Genomic DNA, 21,922 nt, shown 5'->3' with positions numbered 1-21,922 from the left:
GCGATAAACGTGAACAGACCGATCAGTTTCTTGTGACGACCACGAACGGCCCGGTCTCCGACACCGTGAATCGGGGGTCGTCGAACAGTTCCTTCGGGAACGTGACGGTGTAGCGGCGCACGTTGGGGTCGTTGGGATACACGTCCTCGGCGAGCCGCAGCGTGTACCCGTCGGGGCCCTGGCGGAACACGAACGCGTCGGGGGCGCGCCACGGCGCCGTGTCGAGTGCGGTCACCAGCTGGTCGGGCGTCTCGAGCTCGCTCCACTCCGAGATGGTCCGGGCGCGTCCGGCGAAGTCCGCCAGGGGATTCGAGTAGTGCGACGTCAGCGCCTGGAACCCGAGGTAGGGGTAGAAGCTGAGGAAACTGGTGTCGGCGGTGAGGACCACCGTGTCGTCGCGGACGCGGGGGACCTGCGTCTGGATCAGCTCGTCGACTGCCGCGTAGTGGGCGGCGGCGCCGGGTGGGCGCTGGTCGGCGCGTTCACCGTTGCCGTCGGTGTCGGTGTAGGCGACAGCGATGTCGGAGTCGAGGAACTTGGGGATGTTCTGGACGAACGACAGCGCGCCCAGCACCCCGATCACCAGGACCGCCCCTTTGACCCGCGGGTTGTCGCTGGTCGCGAGCACGAGCCATCCTGCGAATTCGACGAATCCGAAGACACCTGCCGCGCCGAGTAGGACGATCAGCACAGGCTCGAGCCGGAACGAGAGGAGGGTGCTGCCGAGCACGGTGAACGCCATCGACAGTAGCGACCACAGGTAGATGGCCACCACTCCGACGCCGAGTGCCTGCGCGCGCCGCGACGTCGACGCGCGGGCGACGAGCCAGATGGTGCCGAGCAGGCACAGTGCCCCAGTGAGGGAGAAGTGGATCATCGGCAGCGGCAGATGCGCGCCTGCCTCGGGCAGATAGTGCAGCGCTGTTCCCGACGCCGCCGGCGAACCGCCCACGACCTTCAGCAGATACGGCAACCAGACGGTCAGCGCGAGAAGGCCGGACACGGCGGCGATCACGATCAGCCGGACCAGCGGATCGATCGCCGCCCGCCACGACTTCTGGGCGCGAATCCGCAGGGTCGCGGCCAGCAGTGCGAGCAGGGTGATCGCGAAGGCGGCGAGTCCGAGATACAGCGTGTAGAACGTGGCGGCGAGGCCGAGGAACAGTCCGGTGCCGATCACGGCGCCCCAGCCGCCGCGACCGTCGATACGGTGCAGCCCGCCCCAGGCGAGGACGAGTGCGGGACCGATCAGCAGGGTGATGACGGCGCCGTACGGTTCGGGTGACCCGTAGGCCAGGACGAGTGCCGTGGTCGCAAGGGACACCACGATGGCCAGGTCGTGGCGGATCAGGTTGCTCCACAACACCAGTGCCACGACGGCTGCGACGGCGAGCGATCCGATGGCGTACGGCTTGAAGGCGTCCCAGCCGTCCATGCCGAGGAGGTTGGCGACGCGCCCGCCCACCCAGAACCATCCGGCGGGGTAGTACGGCGGCAGGTCGGCGTACGTCATGTCGCGCAGTGCCGCCGAGTCGGTCAGCCGCGTGAGGTATTCGGTGCGGAACTCCTGGTCGACGGAGACGCCGTGGAGATAGAGCTTGGTGGCCGCGAGAGGCAGGCCGAGGGTGACGGTCACGAACCCGGACAGGCTCGCCCACGACAGCAGCCGGGCGAACCGCGGAGCCCGGTGCAGTCGCACGAGCAGCACCGACACCGCGATTCCCGCGGTGGCCACGACCTGGCCGACCGTGGTGACGGCTTGAGTCACGTTGGACGAGTTGAACGCCGGCCATTGCACCCGCGCGAACGCGAACAGTCCGACCGCCGCCACCACTGCGGCCACGACGGCCCCCAGCAGCATTTCGACAGCTGTCGACAGGGACCGTCGGGCCGGTGCTACGTCTGCTTCCGTCACGAGGGCGAAGCTTAGATGGGCAGCTTCTTGAAGATCGGTCGCGGGATGTGCCGCAGGATCATCATCACGTAACGGAAGGCGCCCGGCGCCCACACGAGATCCTTGCCCTTCTCCGCCGACGTGACGGCGAGCTTGGCCACGTCCTCCTTGTTCACGGTGAGCGGGGCTTCCTTCACGTCCGCGGACATGCGGGTGCGGACCTGGCCGGGTCGGATGACGAGGACGCGCGGACCGAATTCACGCAGTGCCTCACCGAGTCCGAGGTAGAAGCCGTCGAGTCCGGCCTTGGTGGATCCGTACACGAAGTTGGAGCGCCGCACGCGCTCGCCTGCGGCGGACGACATGGCGATGATCTGGCCGAAGCCCTGTGCCTTCATCTTCTCGCCCACGAGCACGCCCACCGACACCGCGGCCGTGTAGTTGACCTCGGCGATCTGGACGGCCTTGCGCTGGTTCTGCCACAGTTCCTCGGCATCGCCGAGGAGGCCGAACGCGACGATGGCGACGTCGACGTCGCTCTTCGCCCACGCTTCGTCGATGACCTTCGGGTGGCTCTCGGTGTCGACGGCGTCGAAGTCGATGACGTCGACGGCGTTGGCGCCGGCCGCCTTCAGCTGGGCGACGGCGGCATCGCGACCGGGATCACCCGGCAGCGCGGCGAGGATCACCCGCATCGGCGCCTTCTTCAGGTACTCCTCGCAGATCGCGAGACCGATCTCGGAGGTGCCACCGAGCAGCAGGAGAGTCTGGGGGTTCCCGACAGCGTTGATCACTAGAGTTCCAACCTTCTGGACATATCGGAGGCGAAGACATTGGTGGGGTCGTACTTGCGGCGGGTGGCGATCCACTCGTCGATCCGCGGGTACATGGCGTGGAAGGTCTCGGCGGTGGTCCGCGAGTCCTTGGCCGTGTAGAGGCGGCCGCCGAACTTCAGGACCCGCTTGTCGAGTTCGGTGACGAACTCGTTCAGGCCGGGCTTGATGCGGAAGTCGACGCAGATGTTCCAGCCCGGGATCGGGAAGCTCAGCGGGGCCTGGTTGCCCTCGCCGAACAGCTTGAACACGTTGAGGAACGAGTAGTGCCCCGACTTCTGGATGTCGCGGATGATGGCCTTGAATTCCTCGACCGCGGTGGTCGGCACCACGAACTGGTACTGCAGGAATCCGTTGGATCCGTAGGCGCGGTTCCACTCACCGAACATGTCGAGCGGGTGGTAGAACTGCGTCAAGTTCTGAACCTTGTCGCGGTACGTGCCGGACTTCCGGAACCACAGCTCGCCGATCATCGAGAAGTTGAATTTGTTGGCGAGGCCGTTCGGGAAGACGTCCGGGAACGTCAGCAGCTGCGGGGCGTCGAACGCGAGGGGGTTCTTCTGCAGCTTGGCCGGCAACTGGTCGAGCTTCGCGAGCGAACCGCGGGAGATCGCGGCGCGACCCAGCTTCGGCGGCGCAGCGATGGCGTCGAACCAGGCGCTCGAGTACTCGTAGTTGGATTCGCTGCCGTCGCTGTGCAGCGCGATGGTCTCGTCGAGCGTCTGGGTGACGTCGCCGTCGGCGATGAAGTACGCCGTCTCGGTGGGCGTCATCTTGATGGTGGCCTTGAGGATGATGCCCGTCAGGCCCATGCCGCCGATCGTCGCCCAGAACAGCGCGCCCTTGGGGTCGTTGCGGCCGCCCTTCGGCGTCAGCGTCCGCACCTTGCCGTCGGCCGTGAGCAGGTCCAGGGACACCACGTGGTTGCCGAAGCTGCCGGCGCTGTGATGGTTCTTGCCGTGGATGTCGGAGCCGATGGCGCCGCCGATGGTGACCTGCCGGGTACCCGGCAGCACCGGAACCCACAGGCCGAACGGCAGGGCCGCCTTCATCAGCTGGTCCAGATTGACGCCGGCGTCGACCTCCACCAGGTGGGTGTCGCGGTCGATGCGGTGGATCCGGTTCAGCGCATTCATGTCGATGACCAGGCCACCGGCGTTCTGCGCCGGGTCGCCGTAGGAGCGGCCGAGGCCACGGGCGATCACCCCACGCTGCAGGTGAGCGGGCTTCGACTCGTTCTGCTCCGCGACCTGGGCAACCGCTCGCGCGATCACTTCCACGTCGGGAGTGGACAGCACCTGCGCGGTGGTGGGCGCGGTGCGTCCCCAGCCGGTGAGGGTGCGGGTCTGTGTGGGGAGCGCCTGGGTGGGCGTCTCTTCTGCTGTCGTGGACATCGAGGTAGAGGGTACCCGGAGGCCGGCCCCGCGGGCCCGTGCGTACTTATCCACCGCGGGCGGTCGACAAGTACTCACGGGGCGCTAGCCTCGTCGTCGTGTCAGAAACCCAGCCGAGTCACGAGCACGAACCGCACGTTCCGCTCCCCGTCGAGATCCCCGTCACCGAGAACATCGCGGACGACGCACTGGACCTGAAGACGCAGATCATCCGTTTCGTCCTGACCGGTGGATTGTCGGCCATCGTCGACTTCGGGCTGTACGTCCTGCTGTTGGAAGTGGTCGGGCTCCCCGTGAACGTGGCGAAGTCGATCAGCTTCATCGCGGGCACCACCACCGCGTACCTGATCAACCGCCGGTGGACGTTCAAGGCCGAACCGAGCCGCGCCCGCTTCGTGGCCGTCGTCGTCCTCTACGCGGTCACGTTCGCCGTGCAGGTGGGCCTCAACTGGGTGATGTACCACGCATTCCCCGACGAATGGTGGCGTCTGCCGCTCGCGTTCGTCATCGCCCAGGGCACGGCGACGGTCATCAATTTCGTCGTGCAGCGCGCGGTGATCTTCAAGATCCACTAGCGCCGCTGCCGGGCAACCACGCGGCAATGCCCCGGCGGGTGCTGCGATGACCCCGATTCGGGTGTTTCGGTAACGACTCAGCAACTTCTCTGGCGTGGCAGGTGTGTTCGGTCAGAATCGATCAATGCTGATTGTTCTCGATACCTCGGCCGTCACACGAGACGTGCGCTTCGAGACGTTCGTCCGCGACGCCCTCGACCACGGGAGCCGGGTGCTCGTGCCGCGCCTCGTCCTCGTCGAGGTCGCACACCGGTACCAGCGGGAATCGGTTGCGATGATCGACGCCCTCACCGTCCAGGCGCGGATGTACGACCGGCTCGGGCTCCGGGAGGACCTGTCGGTCTTCGTGGATTCCGCCCGGGCCAAGGCCGACGGGTACGTCGACTCGCTGGCCCGGCAGCTCGAGGCGATGGGCTGCGACGTGATCGAGCCGGCGCACGCGTCGCACCTCGAGATCGCCGGTCGCGAGTTGCAGCGTCGCCGCCCCTATGTGGACAAGAAGCGGCACGGCTACACCGCCACGGTGAACTGGCTGACGGTCCTGGACATCGCCGATCGCCGCCCGTCCGAGGACGTGGTGTGGGTCAGTGCGAACTCCCGGGCGTTCGGTAGCGGCGAGCCGTCGACGTGGCACGACGAGATCTGGGCCGAGCTGCAGGAACGTGATCTCGATCACCGGGTGCGGTGGGTGGTCGACCTGGACGACGTGGACGTTCGGGGAACCGGCCAGCCCCGCCGCGAACGGGTCTTCGAGCCGGTCGTCACGTCGCCGCCCGTGGCCGCCGTCGAGGCGCCACTCCCGCCTCGGGCGCCCCTCGCAGCCCTCGACCCCGTAGAACCTACGGCTCCGGCGGTGGCGCTGCCGCCCGTGCACGTGGCGCGACCCCGGGTGGCACCGCAGCGCATCCTGCCCTCGGGCAACGCGGACACCGGGGGACGCCGCGGCATCGGCAGGGTGATGGGCGGACGCAAGCGGAAGGTCACCGTCGTGGAGGAGCTCGACGACCTCGATTTCGGCTGAGCCGCCCGCCCGATGTCCCACATGGCACGCCCGCGATAACGATTCGGGCAAAGGGGATAACGACTTGGGGCCGAAGCCACCATGAGTGACACACGACCGCGGCGGGTACTCCAAGGTTGAAGTTACGTATCCGTCAAAGGCGACGGGTATCGGCAACCAGGGGAGAAGGCATGAAATCTGTGCCGAACGACCGCAAGCCGTCCGCGCCGCAGCGGAACGGGACACCGATCGTCCAATACCGTTCGGGCGCGAGGCTCGCGGGGCCGAGTATCGAATCCCAGGTTCTCTACCAGGCATGCAGGTGGTTTCTCCGGCCTGTGGTGCGGATGGCCCCGATCAACGAATCGGCGATCCGCAGGGCCGCGTTGCTGGACATGGCGGCGGGGATCCGTCCGGCTTCCGGTATCCGCCGCCAGAAGGTGCGACTGCCCGGATTCGACGCGGAGATCGTGCGCGCGCCCGGGGTGTCACCGGATCTCGGTGACGGCGTCGTCCTCTACCTGCACGGTGGCGGGTTCCTGTGCTGCGGGCTGAACACGCATCGGCCGGTGGTCGCGACGATCGCGAAGCTGACCCGGCTGCCGGTGATGCACGTCGGCTACCGGCAACTGCCCGACACGAACATCAGCGGTTCGGTCGACGACTGCCTGACGGCGTACAAGTGGTTGCTGGAGAACGGAGCCCGCGCGGGCGGGACGGTGTTCGCCGGTGACTCGGCGGGTGGGTTCCTCGTCTTCGCGACCGCGCTGAAGGCGCGCGAGGAGGGCGTCGATCTGCCCGCGGGCCTGGTCGGACTGTCGCCGCTGCTGGACCTGGATTGTGCCGACAAGCTGGTGCACGCCAACGCCGCCCGCGACGTGTTCGCGCCCGTGGAAGCGCTCGTCACCATCGGCAAGCTCGGCGGCGAGGTGGACGGCGTGCTCGACCCCGCGCTGTCGCCCGTGAACGGAGATCTCGAGGGTCTGCCGCCTGCCCTTCTGGTCGCTGCGGAAGGCGAGGTGCTGCGATCGGATTCGGAGCTGATGGCGTATCGGCTGAGCGCTGCGGGAGTTCCGACGACACTGCAGATCTGGGACGGCCAGGTGCACGCGTTCCCGGCGTTGTGGCCCGGTCTGCCGGAAAGCCGTGCGGTGCTTCGGCGTATCGCGCGTTTCGTCGCGACGCGTGTGCGGCCGGAGGACGGTGTCGCCCGGGACAAGACCGCCTGACTACCGCGGCGGGCCTTCCTCGAGCACGATCGTCGTCGATCGCTGTCGGCCGGTCTCGTCGAACCAGCGCACCGCGACCTCGTCGCCGGGGTGCCGCGCGATCATGCGTTCGCTGAGATCGTCCGAGGACCGGACGGGTGTTCCGTCGAATTCGGTGATGACGTCCCCGATCTCGATGCCAGCGTCGTCGGCGGGAGTGCCGATGCTGACCCAGAGCACCTCGGCGCCCCGAGCGTCGTCGGTGACGCTGATCCCGAGGAGAGGGGTGTCGCCGATGTGCACGGTGGCGGACGTGGTTCCGGCGCGGACCTGATCGACGATCGTCATCGCGGTGTCGATGGGCACCGCATACGATTTCGGCTGGGCGGGAGCGGGTTTCGCGGGGTCGGAGTCGGCGTTGCCCGCGGTGTTGACGCCGATGACGGCGGCGGTGGCGTCGACGAGGGGTCCGCCGGAGTCGCCGGGACGTACCGCCGCATCGATCTGGATCAGCCCGTTCAGCCGGTTCCGGGAACCGTCGGTGGAACTGCGGGCGGTGATCGTCTGCCCGACGTCGGTCACGAACCCGCGGGCCGCCACCGGAACTCCGCCTCCCTCCGCGTTACCCACCGCGGTCACCGGGTCACCGATGCCGACGGCGGTGTCCTTCGCGAGGGTCGCCACCGGGAGGTCGCCCGCGCCCTGGAGCCGGAGTACCGCGACGTCGCGCGAACTGTCGTACCCGAGGACCTCCGCGACGTACTCCGCGCCGTTGCCCGGGCTCACCGCGCTGATGTCGAGGGCGCCGTCGATCACGTGATGGTTGGTGAGGACGACACCGTCGGGGGTGAGCACGATCCCCGTTCCCGCGGTTTCGACGAGACCCGAATCCGCGACGAGCGTGACGATCGCCGGGATCACCGTGGCCTCGACCTCCGCCGGGGTCAGGACCACGGGCGGCGGCGGAGGAGGCGCGGCGGGCAGGGCGACCGTCGCCGCCGGCGGTCCTGGTTCGCGGACCGGTGGTGCGCTCAGCAGCAGGCTGCCGATCACCGCCGTGGCCACGGCGAGGACCGTTGCGGCGCGGGGCGTCGTCATGCCGGTTGTCGTCGTCGCGGAGTCGGTTCAGGACTGTTTCAGCGACCCCCAGCCGTGCCAGGTGTCGATCTCGATCCAGGCGCTGACCCGTTTCCGGTCTCGGACGGGGTACGGCTTGCCGGTGTAGTGCGTGGCGAGGCGGTCGATGTCGGCCAGTTCGCCGTCGTCGACGAATTCGGTCACCCGGCCCTGGACGCTGACGTGGGTGATCCAGTCGTCGGGGTCCATCGCGGTGAGGCTGACGCGGGGGTCGCCGCGCAGGTAGTCCAGGCGTCGGCGCCCGGCATCCATGTTGACCAGCACCTTGCCGTCCTCGAACAGGTACCAGGTGGCCACGGACACGGGCTGGCCGTCGGGTCGGACGCAGGCGATGGTGGCGTAATTGGGCCGAGCGAACATCTCGGCGGCTTTCGGTGTCAGAGGTGGCTTCGACATGTCCGAAAGATACTCCTGAGACCTTCGGCCCTGTGCGTGGTTGGCGAGTCCAGGCCCTTGTCAACCCCGCACGGGGCAGGCGGCCTAACGCCGGTCCCGGAACCGGGGTTCGCGCTTGTCCTTGCGTGCGGCGGTGGCCTCCTCGAAATTGTCGGTCAGCAGCCGCACGAGCAGCTGCCCGAGACCCTCCTGGTGGATGTGGGCTTCGAGTGAGGCGGCGTCGAGCCCGGACCACAGCGTGCGCTTCGTCAGTTCCAGGCCGGGCCGGGAGAACCTGGACATGCGCTCGGCGAGGTCGAAGCATTCGTCCAGGAGGTCCTCGCCGGGCACGCACCGCGACACGAGTCCGATCCGCTCGGCCTCGTCGGCGTGCACGTCCCGCCCGGACAGCATGATCTCGAACGCCCGGGACGAACCGATCGCCCGGGGCAGCAGGTAGCTCAGGCCCAGCTCGCTCGCGGTCAGGCCGTTGTTGATGCCCGCCGCCCGGAAGCAGGCGTCGTCCGCCGCGATCCGGATGTCGGAGGCGAGCGCCAGGCACAGGCCGCCGCCGATGGCCGCGCCGTTGACGGCGCTGATCACCGGCTGGTGCATCCGGCGCAGCGAGAGCACCACGTTGTCGAGCATCTCCATGGCCCGCAGGGCGACGGTCGGCGGGGTGAGGCCGTCGACGTGGGGGAGCGTGCCCGCGGATCTCTGGTCGGCGCCGGAGCAGAAGCCGCGGCCCGCGCCGGTGATCACCACCGCGCGCACCGCGTTGTCGTTGCTGATCTCCTCCAGTGCGTCGCGGAACGGGATCATCACGTCGAACGCCATCGCATTCATGCGTTCCGGGCGGTTGAGCGTCACCAGGGCGATGCCCGGCCGTGGATGGTCGACGACGACGAAGTTCACGCCCTCGATACTAGAACACGTTTCAATTCTCGGGATCGATTTGCGGTCGCGGACGCCCGGGGGCGACCGTGCGCGCGAGGATGCCCAGCGTCGCGCGCAGGGCGGTCTCGGAAATCACCGGGAAGATCCCGGACTCGCGCCACACCGGGTCGATGGACGACCAGTCGTAGAACGACGTCACCATCGTTCCCTCGTCGATCGGCTCGAGTCGGTAGCCGTACACGTGCCCGATCTGCGGCCGGATCTGCCCGAGGACCTTCCAGGAGATCTCCCGGTCGGGCACGAACGTCTCGATCGTCACCGTCACGTCGTAGAGACCGAGGTCGAAGTCGTTCAACGCGTCGCGGTCCATGTGCACGACGAACGTGTCGCCGGCCGCCGTGACGCGGTCCCCTTCCGCGGACATCAGCATTCCGGAACTGTCGATCGCCACATGTCCCTCGGGATCGCAGAGAAGGCCGAAGATCGTCGCCGGGTCCGCGGCGACAGCCCGCCGGACCTCCAACCGCTCGCCGGTGTCAGTTGTCATGTCCGCATCCTGCCACCCCATGTGAGTGCCATCGAGTGCTCGGGCACGCAAAAACACTCACATGGGGTAGGTGGGCAGCACTCCGGCGTCCATGGCCTGCTTCAGCGACGGTGCGGCCGAATCCTTCTCGGACAGCTGGAACGTCAGCGGGCTGCCGTCCCGGCCCACCGTTGGCCAGTCGATTCCCAGTTCGGGATCGAGTGGATGGAGGTCGTGGTCGAGGGCCGGGGTGTACTCGATCGAGCACAGGTACATCACGGTCGACGCGTCCTCGAGGGACAGGATCGCGTGGCCGACACCGGCCGGAAGGTAGACGGCACGGCGGTCGACGTCGTCGATGAGCACCGAATCCCACTGCCCGAACATCGGCGACCCGACCCGAAGGTCGACGATCACGTCGAGGAACGCACCCTTGACGCACGTGACGTATTTCGCCTGCCCGGGCGGGTTGTCGGTGAAGTGGATGCCGCGCAGGACACCGGCGGCGGACACCGAGCAGTTGGCCTGCGCGAGTTCGAGGCGGTGCCCGACGGCGGCCTCGAACTCCGAGCCCTTGAACCATTCGAGGAACACGCCGCGGTCGTCGCCGAACTGCCGCGGGGTGATCTCCCAGGCGCCCGGAACCTTCAGTTCCCGATACTCCACGTCACCAGTCCTTGCCGCGTTCGAGAAGTTCGAGGAGATAGTCGCCGTATCCCGACTTGCCGAGAGTCTCGGCGCGGGCACACAATTCGGCGTCGGTGATGAAACCGCGGCGCCACGCGACCTCTTCCGGGACGCCGATCTTCAGCCCCTGCCGGTGTTCGAGCGTGCGCACGAAGTTCGACGCCTCGAGCAGTGAATCGACGGTGCCGGTGTCGAGCCACGCGGTTCCGCGGGGAAGCACCTCGACCTGCAGCCGTCCGGCCTGCAGGTACGCCTGGTTGACGTCGGTGATCTCGTACTCGCCGCGGTCCGACGGCTTCAGATCGCGCGCGATCGAGACGACGTCGTTGTCGTAGAAGTACAGCCCGGGGATCGAGAAGTTCGACTTCGGGGTGGCGGGCTTCTCCTCGATGGACATCGCCCGGCCCGTGTCGTCGAATTCGACCACACCGTACGAACTGGGATCGGACACCCAGTAGGCGAACACTGCGCCGCCGTCGATGTTCTCGAAGCGGTTCAGCCGGGAACCGAGACCGGGGCCGTAGAAGATGTTGTCGCCGAGCACGAGGGACACGGACTCGTCGCCGATGTGGTCGGCACCGAGCACGAACGCCTGCGCCAGGCCGTTCGGTTCCTCTTGCACCTTGTACGTGAGGTTCACCCCGAACTGGGAGCCGTCGCCGAGGAGCCGGCGGAACTGCTCGGCATCGTGCGGGGTGGTGATGACGAGGATGTCCCGGATGTTGGCCAGCATCAGGGTGGAGAGCGGGTAGTAGATCATCGGCTTGTCGTACACCGGGACCAGTTGCTTGCTCACTCCGAGAGTGATCGGGTGCAATCGGGACCCGGTGCCCCCTGCCAGGATGATTCCGCGCATGTGCGCAGTGTTCCAGTGTTCGCGTCGGATAGAAACTCGGGCGCGCCACTAGGGTGGGTGCACATGAGGCTTCTCGTGACAGGCGGCGCCGGGTTCATCGGTGCGAACTTCGTGCACCAGACGGTCGCCGAGCGCCCGGACGCGCAGGTGACGGTGCTCGACGCGCTGACGTACGCCGGCAACCGGCAGTCGCTCGACCCGGTGGCCGACCGCATCGAGTTCGTGCACGGCGACGTGGCGGATTTCGCGCTGGTGGACCGTCTGGTCGCGGGCTCGGACGCGGTGGTCCACTTCGCCGCGGAATCGCACAACGACAATTCGCTGGCCGATCCGACGCCGTTCGTGCAGACGAACGTGATGGGCACGTTCTCGCTGTTGCAGGCCGTCCGCGCCCACGACGTCCGGTATCACCACATCTCCACCGACGAGGTGTACGGCGACCTCGAACTGGACGACCCCGAGCGCTTCACCGAGTCGACCCCGTACAACCCGTCGAGCCCGTACTCGGCCACCAAGGCGTCCAGCGACCTGTTGGTGCGGGCCTGGGCGCGGTCGTTCGGGGTGCGGGCCACCTTGTCGAACTGTTCCAACAACTACGGCCCGTACCAGCACGTCGAGAAGTTCATTCCGCGTCAGATCACCAACCTGATCGACGGGGTGCGCCCCCGTCTGTACGGCAGCGGGAAGAACGTGCGCGACTGGATCCACGTCGACGACCACAACGCGGCCGTCTGGACGATCCTGGAGAGGGGGAGTCTCGGTCAGACGTATCTGATCGGCGCGGACGGCGAGGTCGACAACCGGACCGTCGTCGGAACGCTGCTCGAACTGTTCGGCCGCGACGCCGACGACCTCGACTTCGTCACGGACCGCCCGGGCCACGACCTGCGCTATGCGATCGATTCGACGCGGCTGCGCACTGAACTGGGCTGGACGCCGCAGTACAAGGATTTCCGCAGCGGGCTCGAGGCCACCGTGCGCTGGTACCGCGACAACGAGTCGTGGTGGCGGGCGCAGAAGGAATCCGCGGAGAAGGCGTACGCGGCCTCGGAATCCGTCATCGGCTGACGGTTCCGCGGAACGCCCAGGCTCTCGCCGTCAGTGCGATGCGGCCTGCCTCGTCGCGCCTCGAGCGGGCATCGAGCAGGTCGCGAAGCTCGTCTCGGCGCACGGCGGACAGGGACGCGCAGTATCCGGGTGCCGGTCCCTGCCCGCCCAGAAACGGCCGCCAGAAATCGTCGAAGTCGGCGAACACGGTGGGTACGTCGAGCGGGTGCACCTCCGCCCCGGCCAGCCCCGCGGTGGACAGTGCATCGCGGAGCGGCTGCGGCCGGCAGAGCGGGAAGCGGACGCCCTCGTCGAGGTTCGCGGCCTTATCGTCGAGTGCGCGGGCGGTGTCCCAGAACGCGCGAATCATCTGCATTCCCTCGGCGTAGTCCCACACGTACCCGGCGACCGTCCCGCCGGTTCGCGTGACTCGGCGCATCTCGGCGAGCCCGTCGATCGGATGGGGAACGAAATTGAGGACGAGCCCGGACACCACGCGGTCGAACTCGCCGTCCTCGGCGGGGATGGATTCGGCGGTGCCCGACCGGACGTCGAAGCGGGGATCGTCCGCGCCCGCCCGAGCCGCCGCCGCGAAGGGCTGCGACGGTTCGACGCCGACCACCCGGGCCGGATCCGCCGTGCGGAGAACGGTGTGGGCGAGGGCGCCCGTCCCGCAACCCACGTCGCACCATGCGCCGCCCGGGCCGGCGGCCAGCCACCGCAGGAACTGCGTCGCGACCGGCCGGCTCCAGCGGCCGATGTAGCGCTCGTACGCGGGATCGATCTCCCAGGCGTCCGTCATCGCGATCTCCTCAGGACGGCTGCGGTACCCGGGAATCCTCGTGGACGAGGGCGTTGCGCAGCGAACGCGAACCGGCGATCGCGGCGACGAAGCCGGCGAGCACCTCGCACAGCGTGAACACCAGGCGAGACGCGAGGGCCAGCCCGAGCGCGACCCCGCTGTCCATGAACGGGGACAGAGCCGCGACGACGACGGCTTCGCGGACCCCGATGCCGGACGGCGCGACGACCACCAGCACGCCGACGCACATGCCGAGGGCGATCGCGCCGATGCACTGCACCAGGGTGCCCGCCTCGAATCCCGCCGAGCTCGACGCGAGGAACCACAGATGCACGCCGTAGAGGACCCAGCTGACGGCGCACCAGCCGAGGGCCAGCCCGATCTTGTGCATGGTCAGCTGCCGCTGCAGCGGGGCCCGCCGCAGGATCCGCAGGGCCAGGTTCACCAGCCGGGTGAGGACCGGTGGGTAGCAGCAGACGAGTGCGATCGGGACGAGAACGATCACCGCGACCGCCGCGACGGTGCTGATGTGGAACAGGGCGGGCAGCGCCAGCAGCCCGACGACCAGCGCCGACGTGATGCTCAGCCCGACGGTGACGAGGACGGCGACGAATCCGTTGGCCCGCGACACCCCGGCCCGGCGCACGAGCTCGGTCTGGAGAACGAACGCCCACACACTGCCCGGCAGATACTTGCCGAGCTGACCGACCAGGTAGCAGCGGGCGGCGTCGAAGGCGGGAATCGGGTGTTCGAGGGCGCCGAGCGCGTGCTGCCATGCGCGCACCGCCGCGCCCATGCCGAGGAAGACGAAGACCGCGGAGACGGCGAGCGCCCACCAGTCCAGCTGGGTGATCGTGTCCCTGACCTCGGCCCACTGCGATTTCACGGCGAACACGACGGCGACGACGATCACGAGGGTGACGAGGATCCGCAGCGCGTTCATCAGGACGGCGCGACCGCCGCGGTACGGGACGATCTCGGGATCGGCGTCCACGAGGACCACCCCCTCACCGGCAGTGCGCTGCGGCAGTGCAGCGTTCGTTTCCGACGATAGCAATCGGAGGGCGCCGGATCAGGAAACGAGCGGTTTCACCGCCAGCTCCCGCCACCAGGCGAACGTGTCGGCGAGCGACTTCGGGAGTTCCGCGTCGGCGTCGAGCCGCCCCGAGGCATACACCTTTGCCACCGCCGCGATGTCCCGGTCGGTGATCCCGGCGCGGCTCATGCCCACCCGGTTGGTGCCGCGTAGGGCGGCGGGGTTGCCGAACACCGTGGCGAACGGCGGAATGTCCTTGGCGACGACCGATCCCATTCCGACCATCGCCCGCGCACCGATCACCCGCCGCTGATGCACCACCGCGCTCATACCGAGGTTGACGCCGTCGCCTAGAGTCACGTGACCGCCGAGGGTGCTGGACGGCGAGAGGACGCAGTCGTCGCCGATCCGGACGTCGTGCTCGACGGACGTGTGGTTCATGACGAATCCGCCGCGCCCGATGGTCGTCGGCCGTTCGGCCCCCTGCTGGACGGCGCTCATCTCGCGGATCACGGTGCCCGCGCCGATCACGACACCCTGATGTGGACTGATCTCCGTCCACGTGCGGGGATGCGTCTTCCCTATCCACTCCGGCGGCGCCCCGAGCGTCGCGTGGGCGCCGATCCAGCAGTCGTCACCGATGTCGAGCGGGCCGGTGAGGACGGCATACGGTCCGATGCTCACCCGGGCCCCGATCGTGACGCCGTCGCCTATCACGACGGTCGGGTGGATCTCGCAGTTTTCACCGATGGTCATGAAAGTTGGCGATTCCTTCCAGGAGCCGTGCAGACCGTGGGAACCTTCAAGAGGGTGCAATCTGTGAAGACGGTGTGAACGCACGTCAATCTATCGGAGGAACCGTGATCGCGATCTCGAGTATCTCTTTCGGAGAGGACGTCGAGCGCGAGGTTCTCGACACCCTGCGATCCGGGATGGTCGCGCAGGGACCAAAGGTCGCGAGGTTCGAGGACGGGTTCGCCGAACTCGTCGGCACCCGGCACGCCGTTGCCGTCAACAGCGGCACCACCGCGCTGATCGCGGCGCTGCGGGTGCTGGATCTCCAACCGGGCGACGAGGTGCTCACCACCCCGTTCACGTTCGTGGCCACGCTCAACGCGATTCTCGACTCCGGCGCGACGGCCCGGTTCGCCGACATCGGGGCTGCCGATTTCGCGCTCGACCCCGACATCTTGTCGCAGTGCGTGAACGAGCGCACCCGGGTGCTGATGCCGGTGCATCTGTACGGGCAGACCGCGGACATGGGTGCGCTGATGCCGCTGGCCGAGACCCGGGGACTCGCCGTCGTCGAGGACGCCGCGCAGGCGCACGGTGCCACGTTCGACGGCAAGGGTGCGGGCAGTTTCGGGCTCGGCTGCTTCTCGTTCTACGCCACCAAGAATCTCACCACCGCCGAGGGCGGCATGGTCACGACGGACGACGACGCGGTGGCCGACCGGTTGCGGGTGCTGCGGAATCAGGGCATGCGACGCCGCTACGAGTACGAGATGGCGGGCCAGAACTTCCGGATGACGGATCTGCAGGCCAGTCTCGGGTTGCCGCAACTGGGTTCCTATCTACAGCAGGTGGAGTCGCGCCGGCGTAATGCCGAGGCGCTGCGGACCGGTCTGAAGGACGTCGAAGGTCTCGTTCTGCCTTCGGAACTCGCGGGCCGCGGACACGTGTGGCACCAGTTCACCGTGATCCTCGCACCCGATGCGCCGATCGACCGCGACACCCTCGCGCAGCGTCTGGGAGATCGGGGGGTCGGCAGCGGTGTCTACTACCCGAGAACCGTCTACGACTACGACTGCTACCGCGAGCATCCCCGGGTGATCATCTCGCCCACGCCGGTCGCGACGTCCGTGGCCCGCCGGTGCCTGAGCATTCCCGTCCACGCCGCGCTCTCCACCGACGACGTCGACCGGATCGTCGCCGCGGTGCGCGAGGCGATGGAGGCGTGATGACGTCCACGCGACCGCGGATCGCGCTCATCGGATCCGGCAGGATGGGTTCGCTGCACGCCCGCGTTCTCGCGCAGTCCTCGCTGTGTGACCTCGCCCTGCTCGTGGAACCGCGGGAGGAACACGGGCGGGAGGTCGCCGCACGGTTCGACACCGCATGGGCTGCGGATTTCGACGAACTGGACGGCATCGATGCGGCCGTCGTCGCGGCGACGACACCCGCCCACTACGAGTTGGCGGGCCGCGTCCTCGACCTCGGCAAGCCGGTGCTCGTCGAAAAGCCGCTCGCCGCAACGTACGAGGAGAGCACGGATCTGGTGAAACGTGCCGCCGCGACGGGTGTCCCGCTGATGTGCGGCCTGCTCGAGCGATTCAATCCGGCGGTCCGGACGGCCCGCGAATTCGCCGGTGACGTGTGGCAGGTCAACGGAATCCGGCACTCGCCGTTCGTCTCCCGCATCCCCACCGGCGTCGCGACCGACCTGCTGATCCACGACGTCGACCTCGCGATCGGTTTCGTCGGATCACCGCCCGTCGGCGTGAAGGCCGAATTCGGGTACTTCCACGACAGTTCGCGGCGCAACGAGGCCGAGGACTGCGCGGAGGCAGTGCTGCGTTTCGAATCCGGTGCGGTGGCCACCATCTCGGCCAGCCGGGTGAGTCAGCGGAAGGTCCGGCAGCTGTCGCTGCTGGAGCCGGACCGCCTGATCGAGATCGACCTCCTTCGCCGCGACATCACCATCTACCGGCACATCGACGACGACCTGCCCGCCGACCGCGACGGTTACAAGCAGCAGACGGTGATCGAGATCCCCACCCTCCGCTACAGCGACGAACCCCTCGCCGCCCAGCTCGCGCATTACGTCGGATTGATCGGCGGCGAGGGGGATGCCGATGCGGAGCGCGACTCGATACTGCCCGCGCATCGCGTGGTCCACGAGGCGACGGTGTCGGCTACCGGCTGAGCGCTCCGGCGACCGCCAGGCGGGTGTCTTCCGCGATGAGATCGGCGTTGATCGCTGCCGCGGCGCTCAGGCCGGCTCCGGCGGCGACGATCACCTGCGCCTTCGGGTCTGCGACGTTGCCTGCCACCCACACCCCCGGAACCGCGGTGGCACCGGTCGCGTCGGAGGCGACGGCGGTGCCGATCACGTGTCCGGCCATCTCCATCTCGGTGGTGTCCAGGCCGAGGCTAGTAAGGAAGTCGGCGCGGGCCCTGAACAGGGGCGGGACCACCACGGCGGTGAGGGAGAAGACCTGACCCGTGCGCAGCCGGACACCGGTCAGCCGGTCGTCCTGCACCTCGAGCCCGGCCACACCGCCGTCGATCACGGCGATACCGCGTGCGGCGAGTTGCTCGTACTCCTCGGCGGTGGGTTCGTCCGCGTCGTTCAGGAACAGCGTCACGTTCTCGGTCCACTGCCGCCACATCAGCGCCTGGTGCACCGCCAGCGGACTGCCGGCGAGGACGCCGACCGGCTGGTCTCGGACCTCCCAGCCGTGGCAGTACGGGCAGTGCAGGACGTCGCGTCCCCATTGCTCGGCCACCCCGGGGATGTCGGGGAGCACGTCGACGAGGCCGGTGGTCACGAGTAGTCTCCGCGCCCGCACGGTCGCGCCGTCGGCGAGTGTCACCCGGAACTGGCCGTCCCCGATCTTGTCTGCGGACGTGACGGTGCCGGTCACGATCTCGCCGCCGTACCCGGTGACCTCCTCGCGTCCGATGGCCAGTAGTTCGCCGGGAGGGGTGCCCTCTCGGCCGAGGTAGTTGTGAATGTGCCCGGCCGGTGCGTTGCGCGGGGCGCCCGCGTCGGTCACGAGCACCGAGCGGCGTGCCCGCGACAGGGCCAGTGCCCCGCCGAGTCCGGCCGCGCCGCCACCGACGACCACTACGTCGTAACTGTCTTCCATCGCGTTCTCCTTCGTTCGTCGACCTCGTGACGTCCACTGTCCGGGGAGGCCGCGATACTGGCAAGCAAGTTTGCCGCTGTGGCAACATGGTGGGTGTGAACGACGACGTATCCGATCTGGACGGCGTCCTCGACGCCGTGGGACCGCGGCTGAAAGCACTCCGGCAGCAGCGCGGTGCCACCCTCGCCCAGCTTTCCGAGTCCACCGGGATCTCGGTGAGCACCCTGTCGCGGCTCGAGTCCGGCCAGCGGAAACCCACCCTCGAGCTGATGCTCCTACTGGCCCGGGCTCACCAGCTGCCCCTGGACGAACTCGTCGACGCACCCGCCACCGGCGACCCCCGCGTCCATCTGCGACCCCTCGAGCGCAACGGCTCGACGATCATCCCGCTGACGCGTAGGCCCGGCGGGATCCAGGCGTTCAAGCACGTGATCCCACCGGGTGACCCGAAAGGCGTCCCGAACCTGCAGGTCCACGAGGGCTACGAATGGCTGTACGTCCTGTCCGGCCGGCTGCGACTGCTGCTCGGCGAACACGACGTGATCCTGACGCCGGGGGAGGTCGCGGAGTTCGACACCCACGTCCCGCATTGGTTCGGCAACCCCGGACCGCAACCGGCGGAGATCCTCAGCCTGTTCGGTCCCCAGGGCGAGCGGGCGCACGTCCGCACGGTCCCGCGGGGAACGGCAGCCGAGCGCGACCGTCGGTAGAATTCGTCCGGACCGGTGACGAGCGCTCCCTCCGAGGCGCAGGACGTGATGGGGAGGCCCCGTGCGACGCTGGATTCTCGGTGTTCCCGTAGCGGTCCTGATTCCGCTCCTCGCCGGCTGTTCCACGACTGTGGCACCGCCCGTCGCGCAACCGCAGCCGCAATCACCGCCCGCAGGTGCGACTCTCGTGGGCCTGGGGGATTCGATCCCTGCCGGTGACGGATGCCCCGGCTGCACGCCGTTCGTGGAACTGTTCGGCGATCAGCTGTCCGGCGACGACGCGCTGCCCGTCCAGGTGGCCGACCTGGGTGTCGGAGGCTGGACCAGCACCGACCTGCTCGACTCCCTCGAACCCGGCGAATACGACGCCGACGCCGTCCGCGACGCCGACCTCGTCACCGTCACGATCGGCGCCAACGACTTCTACGCCGAACTCGACGACTACCTGGACGGCGACTGCGGTGGCGACGACGGCCTCGGCTGCTTCGAACCCGTCCTCCCGCAGCTGCAGACCACGCTGACGTCCGTGCTCGACCGCATCGCCGAACTGCGGGCCGGTCAGCCGACCGCGGTGCTGGTCACCGGGTACTGGGACGTCTTCCCCGACGGCGACGTGGCCCGCGAGTTGTACGGCCCGCAGTTCCTCCGGGACAGCGCCGTGCTGACGTTGCGCGCCAACGACGTCATCTCGGAGGTCGCGGGTGCCGAGGGCGCCACCTACGTCGACCTGTTCACCACGTTCAAGGGGACATGGGGCGACGGCGACCCCACCGGACTGCTCGCCGACGACGGCGACCACCCGAACCAGATCGGCCACCAGCTGATCGCCGACGCGTTGTCGTCCGCGTCGGTCGCGGGATCCGGCTCCACGGAGGCGTCGGCGTTCACGTCGTCCGAGTGGTCGCCGCGCTGAGCCTGCGTCGGCGCACCACCGCATCGACGACGGACAAGATCAGCACCACGACCGTCGCTGCGCCGAATGCCGCTACGGACAGGTTCTGCCGCGGCGGCCGGAACGACACGACCAGTTCGTGATCACCCGGCGGCACCGACACCTCGAGCAGACCGTGCCACCCGGCGGTCGCGTCCACCGGCTCGCCGTCGACGGTGGCCGAGTAGCCCGGCCACGCGAGGCGCGCGAACCAGACGGTGCCGCCGCTGCCCGCCACCCGCACGGTCTCCGTCGCCGCGCTCGTGTCGGACGAGAGGACCCGGACGCCGTCGGACGCGAACGCCACGCGTCCGGGCAGGGGCAGCGGCCGGTCCCGCTGCAACACCGTCCGGGAGTCGCTGCGTTCGGTGACGTGCCAGCCGGGTGGGGGCGGTGTCGTCGCGACCTCGGGCACGAGCCCGTGCTCCACGACGAGCGTCGACACCCGGAGGTAGTCGATCAGCGGGATCGGGATGTCCGCGTTCACCGGCTGCCAGAGCGCCCCGTACACCCCGGGGCAGACGGCGCCGCGGTAGTCCATGCACAAGGCTTCCTGGAACTCGGTGAACCCGATACCGGTGTAGGCGTTGATGCTGCCCTCGACGGACGACGCCATGATCTCGTTGCCGAACAGGATCCGGCCGGCGGTGACGTCCTCGTGGGACGTGTCGCCCAGGTCGGCGAGTTGCAGCACGGTGCCCTGGTAGCGGTCCGTCTGCTCGGACAGCACCGATGTACTCGCCGGGTCGACGCGGCTGCCGCGCTCGACGTCGCGGGTCAGGGACCAGACCTGCGCGGCGGCCACCACCACGGTGCCCAGGACGAGGGCGGCGACGAGAGCATTCGGCCCCCGCGTGCGCCAGCCGGTGTACGCGAGCACGCACAGCGCCGCGACGAGCAGCGCGAACAGCGTGTGCCGCAGCGTCAGGGCGGGCGAGGACGAGAACGCCAGGTAGAAGCCCAGCGCGATCAGCACCGCCGACGCCGTCGCCCGGTGACGCACCCGGTCGCGCGCGATCCCCAGCGACAGCGCGAGCGCCAGGCCGATCACCACGCACAGGTACAGGTATTCGACGAGCCGGATCGGCCACCGGAACATCCCGACGTTCGACGGTCCGAAGGTGAAGAGGAAGTAGACGACCGCGATCACGGCCAGGCTGATCAGTGGTCGCCCGTGCGCGCGACGGAACTCCGCGGACGCGAACAGCGCGCGGATCCGTCCCCACGGAAGCCATGGCAGCACCGGCAGCACGAACCACGCGAGGTACAACGACGGAATCACCTCGACGGGACCCCCGAACGTCATGATCACGGGGAGATACGACGGGCTGCTCATTCCCGCGAGGCCGCCGATCTGCGGTTGCAGGAACGTGTCGTTGAAGATGCCGGTGCTGCCGGCGCGGGTGGTGACGTCGACACTGAGGAACAGCGGCAGGTACGTCACCAGCGCGGCGGTCCCCGCGCACGCGCCGGTGACGACGAGCACGAGCAACCGGAAGAACTGCCGCTCGACCAGCAGGCCGATCCCGATGCCGAGGAGTACGACGACGGCGCCGAGCGCGGCGTACGGGTTGCCCATGCTCACCGTCAGCGCACCGATCACGAAGGTGACCAGCGGGTTCGTGCGACCGCGGGAGAGGCGGAGCGCCGACCACCAGAACAGCGTCACCCACGCGACGGCCATCATCCCGGACGGCCAGCCCGCCGCCTCGTAGAACAGGGTGAAACCGCTGAACGGAATGGTCAGTCCGGCGAGGATCGCGGGACCGCGGCGGGCGCCGTATTCGCGGCACAGCAGATACGTCGCGAGGGCGAACAGCGCAAGGAACTCGGCCATGATCACGAACGCCGCGACGGACAGGTTCTCGAACTTCGCGGCCAGGACGTAGTTGGCCAGGTTGACCGGGTTGTACAGACCGTACGCGGCCTCGCCCGCGTAGTTTCCGCCGATCCAGGCGTCGGGATTGACGGTGAGCCACCGCCCGGCCAGGAGTTCCGTGCCGATCCGGTGCCAGGACGGGACGAACGATTCCAGCATGTCGCCGCCGTAGTAGAAGCGGTCGTACACGATCCGCGGAATCGTCGCGACGGCCACGGCAGCCACCGCGACCGCCAGTGCCACCATCCACTCGGGCATGCGGT

22 protein-coding genes are annotated in these 21,922 nt (G+C 68.5%); 8 read left to right on the top strand and 14 right to left on the bottom strand.

Annotated features, from left to right (window positions below; genetic code table 11):
• Positions 1-22: 22 nt before the first annotated feature.
• From GO592_RS29240 to GO592_RS29230, 3 genes are read right to left on the bottom strand one after another with little or no spacing between them, the layout of a single operon-like run.
• Positions 23-1,915, bottom strand: a complete 1,893-nt coding sequence (locus GO592_RS29240; protein WP_172649703.1) for a galactan 5-O-arabinofuranosyltransferase — start codon at positions 1,913-1,915, stop codon at positions 23-25.
• An 11-nt stretch (positions 1,916-1,926) separates the two neighbouring features.
• Positions 1,927-2,688 (bottom strand): decaprenylphospho-beta-D-erythro-pentofuranosid-2-ulose 2-reductase, encoded by a 762-nt coding sequence (locus tag GO592_RS29235; RefSeq protein ID WP_005248822.1) that lies wholly within the window; start codon positions 2,686-2,688, stop codon positions 1,927-1,929.
• A complete protein-coding gene (locus tag GO592_RS29230) occupies positions 2,688-4,121 on the bottom strand; it encodes an FAD-binding oxidoreductase (RefSeq protein WP_005253221.1) in 1,434 nt (477 codons plus the stop codon). The genes GO592_RS29235 and GO592_RS29230 overlap by 1 nt, the downstream gene beginning before the upstream one ends.
• A 98-nt stretch (positions 4,122-4,219) precedes the next feature.
• On the opposite strand from GO592_RS29230, the gene GO592_RS29225 reads away from it, so the two are divergent.
• The 3 genes from GO592_RS29225 (at position 4,220) to GO592_RS29215 (ending at position 6,925) form a co-directional block, all read left to right on the top strand.
• Positions 4,220-4,696, top strand: a complete 477-nt coding sequence (locus GO592_RS29225; protein ID WP_005253223.1) for a GtrA family protein — start codon at positions 4,220-4,222, stop codon at positions 4,694-4,696.
• A gap of 124 nt (positions 4,697-4,820) precedes the next feature.
• Positions 4,821-5,717, top strand: a complete 897-nt coding sequence (locus tag GO592_RS29220) for a PIN domain-containing protein (protein WP_039951737.1) — start codon at positions 4,821-4,823, stop codon at positions 5,715-5,717.
• A gap of 170 nt (positions 5,718-5,887) precedes the next feature.
• Complete coding sequence (locus GO592_RS29215) at positions 5,888-6,925, top strand: alpha/beta hydrolase (protein WP_039951738.1); 1,038 nt, start codon at positions 5,888-5,890, stop codon at positions 6,923-6,925.
• On the opposite strand, the gene GO592_RS29210 is transcribed toward GO592_RS29215, so the two are convergent.
• From GO592_RS29210 to rfbA, 6 genes are all read right to left on the bottom strand, one after another.
• Complete coding sequence (locus tag GO592_RS29210; protein ID WP_007298342.1) at positions 6,926-8,002, bottom strand: S1C family serine protease; 1,077 nt, start codon at positions 8,000-8,002, stop codon at positions 6,926-6,928. It lies immediately after the preceding gene.
• A 27-nt stretch (positions 8,003-8,029) separates the two neighbouring features.
• A complete protein-coding gene (locus GO592_RS29205) occupies positions 8,030-8,437 on the bottom strand; it encodes a PPOX class F420-dependent oxidoreductase (protein ID WP_007298343.1) in 408 nt (135 codons plus the stop codon).
• An 84-nt stretch (positions 8,438-8,521) separates the two neighbouring features.
• Positions 8,522-9,331, bottom strand: coding sequence for an enoyl-CoA hydratase (locus tag GO592_RS29200; protein ID WP_007298344.1), 810 nt, complete (start codon positions 9,329-9,331; stop codon positions 8,522-8,524).
• 22 nt (positions 9,332-9,353) lie between these two features.
• Positions 9,354-9,860, bottom strand: coding sequence for a polyketide cyclase (locus GO592_RS29195; protein ID WP_005248804.1), 507 nt, complete (start codon positions 9,858-9,860; stop codon positions 9,354-9,356).
• A gap of 57 nt (positions 9,861-9,917) precedes the next feature.
• Entirely contained in the window at positions 9,918-10,505 is a 588-nt protein-coding gene (locus GO592_RS29190) for a dTDP-4-dehydrorhamnose 3,5-epimerase family protein (RefSeq protein ID WP_007298345.1), read from the bottom strand.
• A gap of 1 nt (position 10,506) precedes the next feature.
• Entirely contained in the window at positions 10,507-11,382 is an 876-nt protein-coding gene (rfbA, locus tag GO592_RS29185) for a glucose-1-phosphate thymidylyltransferase RfbA (protein ID WP_007298346.1), read from the bottom strand.
• A gap of 63 nt (positions 11,383-11,445) precedes the next feature.
• Here rfbA and rfbB point away from each other — a divergent pair, with 63 nt between their 5' ends.
• On the top strand, positions 11,446-12,450 hold the full coding sequence (gene rfbB, locus GO592_RS29180) for a dTDP-glucose 4,6-dehydratase (protein WP_039951739.1): 1,005 nt from the start codon (positions 11,446-11,448) through the stop codon (positions 12,448-12,450).
• On the opposite strand, the gene GO592_RS29175 is transcribed toward rfbB, so the two are convergent.
• The 3 genes from GO592_RS29175 to GO592_RS29165 form a co-directional block, all read right to left on the bottom strand.
• Positions 12,440-13,231: a class I SAM-dependent methyltransferase gene (locus tag GO592_RS29175; RefSeq protein WP_007298348.1), complete on the bottom strand. Its 792-nt coding sequence runs from the start codon at positions 13,229-13,231 to the stop codon at positions 12,440-12,442. The genes rfbB and GO592_RS29175 overlap by 11 nt on opposite strands.
• Positions 13,232-13,241: 10 nt before the next feature.
• Positions 13,242-14,234 (bottom strand): lysylphosphatidylglycerol synthase transmembrane domain-containing protein, encoded by a 993-nt coding sequence (locus GO592_RS29170; protein ID WP_007298349.1) that lies wholly within the window; start codon positions 14,232-14,234, stop codon positions 13,242-13,244.
• Positions 14,235-14,303: 69 nt separating this feature from the next.
• Complete coding sequence (locus GO592_RS29165) at positions 14,304-15,023, bottom strand: DapH/DapD/GlmU-related protein (protein ID WP_007298350.1); 720 nt, start codon at positions 15,021-15,023, stop codon at positions 14,304-14,306.
• 104 nt (positions 15,024-15,127) lie between these two features.
• Between GO592_RS29165 and GO592_RS29160 the strand changes: the two genes are divergently transcribed.
• Together GO592_RS29160 and GO592_RS29155 are read left to right on the top strand one after the other, a co-directional pair.
• The gene (locus GO592_RS29160; RefSeq protein ID WP_007298351.1) at positions 15,128-16,228 is read left to right on the top strand and encodes a DegT/DnrJ/EryC1/StrS family aminotransferase; all 1,101 of its coding nucleotides are present in this window, start codon (positions 15,128-15,130) and stop codon (positions 16,226-16,228) included.
• A complete protein-coding gene (locus tag GO592_RS29155) occupies positions 16,228-17,193 on the top strand; it encodes a Gfo/Idh/MocA family protein (RefSeq protein WP_007298352.1) in 966 nt (321 codons plus the stop codon). The genes GO592_RS29160 and GO592_RS29155 overlap by 1 nt, the downstream gene beginning before the upstream one ends.
• Here the strand turns inward: GO592_RS29155 and GO592_RS29150 are convergent.
• Positions 17,183-18,139, bottom strand: coding sequence for an NAD(P)/FAD-dependent oxidoreductase (locus tag GO592_RS29150; RefSeq protein WP_007298353.1), 957 nt, complete (start codon positions 18,137-18,139; stop codon positions 17,183-17,185). The two genes, GO592_RS29155 and GO592_RS29150, sit on opposite strands and share 11 nt — an antisense overlap.
• Positions 18,140-18,225: 86 nt before the next feature.
• On the opposite strand from GO592_RS29150, the gene GO592_RS29145 reads away from it, so the two are divergent.
• Together GO592_RS29145 and GO592_RS29140 are read left to right on the top strand one after the other, a co-directional pair.
• The gene (locus GO592_RS29145) at positions 18,226-18,849 is read left to right on the top strand and encodes a helix-turn-helix domain-containing protein (protein ID WP_007298354.1); all 624 of its coding nucleotides are present in this window, start codon (positions 18,226-18,228) and stop codon (positions 18,847-18,849) included.
• A 61-nt stretch (positions 18,850-18,910) separates the two neighbouring features.
• Entirely contained in the window at positions 18,911-19,762 is an 852-nt protein-coding gene (locus GO592_RS29140; protein ID WP_007298355.1) for an SGNH/GDSL hydrolase family protein, read from the top strand.
• Here GO592_RS29140 and GO592_RS29135 read toward each other — a convergent pair.
• Positions 19,734-21,917: a hypothetical protein gene (locus tag GO592_RS29135; RefSeq protein ID WP_007298356.1), complete on the bottom strand. Its 2,184-nt coding sequence runs from the start codon at positions 21,915-21,917 to the stop codon at positions 19,734-19,736. The two genes, GO592_RS29140 and GO592_RS29135, sit on opposite strands and share 29 nt — an antisense overlap.
• Positions 21,918-21,922: the final 5 nt, after the last annotated feature.

Origin of the sequence: Rhodococcus sp. 21391, assembly GCF_016772255.1 — a bacterium.
Taxonomy (GTDB): domain Bacteria; phylum Actinomycetota; class Actinomycetes; order Mycobacteriales; family Mycobacteriaceae; genus Rhodococcus_F; species Rhodococcus_F opacus.
Note: the sequence above shows the minus strand (reverse complement) of the source record. Positions and strands in the feature narration are given on the sequence as shown.

Bases quoted from the DNA above. Each gene is read 5' to 3' on its own strand.
- GO592_RS29215 (WP_039951738.1), top strand. From the start codon at position 5,888: ATGAAATCTGTGCCGAACGACCGCAAGCCGTCCGCGCCGCAGCGGAAC.
- GO592_RS29220 (WP_039951737.1), top strand. From the start codon at position 4,821: ATGCTGATTGTTCTCGATACCTCGGCCGTCACACGAGACGTGCGCTTC.
- GO592_RS29230 (WP_005253221.1), bottom strand. From the start codon at position 4,121: ATGTCCACGACAGCAGAAGAGACGCCCACCCAGGCGCTCCCCACACAG.
- GO592_RS29135 (WP_007298356.1), bottom strand. From the start codon at position 21,917: ATGCCCGAGTGGATGGTGGCACTGGCGGTCGCGGTGGCTGCCGTGGCC.
- GO592_RS29145 (WP_007298354.1), top strand. From the start codon at position 18,226: ATGGTGGGTGTGAACGACGACGTATCCGATCTGGACGGCGTCCTCGAC.
- GO592_RS29150 (WP_007298353.1), bottom strand. From the start codon at position 18,139: ATGGAAGACAGTTACGACGTAGTGGTCGTCGGTGGCGGCGCGGCCGGA.
- GO592_RS29205 (WP_007298343.1), bottom strand. From the start codon at position 8,437: ATGTCGAAGCCACCTCTGACACCGAAAGCCGCCGAGATGTTCGCTCGG.
- GO592_RS29195 (WP_005248804.1), bottom strand. From the start codon at position 9,860: ATGACAACTGACACCGGCGAGCGGTTGGAGGTCCGGCGGGCTGTCGCC.
- GO592_RS29175 (WP_007298348.1), bottom strand. From the start codon at position 13,231: ATGACGGACGCCTGGGAGATCGATCCCGCGTACGAGCGCTACATCGGC.
- rfbB (WP_039951739.1), top strand. From the start codon at position 11,446: ATGAGGCTTCTCGTGACAGGCGGCGCCGGGTTCATCGGTGCGAACTTC.
- GO592_RS29210 (WP_007298342.1), bottom strand. From the start codon at position 8,002: ATGACGACGCCCCGCGCCGCAACGGTCCTCGCCGTGGCCACGGCGGTG.
- GO592_RS29165 (WP_007298350.1), bottom strand. From the start codon at position 15,023: ATGACCATCGGTGAAAACTGCGAGATCCACCCGACCGTCGTGATAGGC.
- rfbA (WP_007298346.1), bottom strand. From the start codon at position 11,382: ATGCGCGGAATCATCCTGGCAGGGGGCACCGGGTCCCGATTGCACCCG.
- GO592_RS29155 (WP_007298352.1), top strand. From the start codon at position 16,228: ATGACGTCCACGCGACCGCGGATCGCGCTCATCGGATCCGGCAGGATG.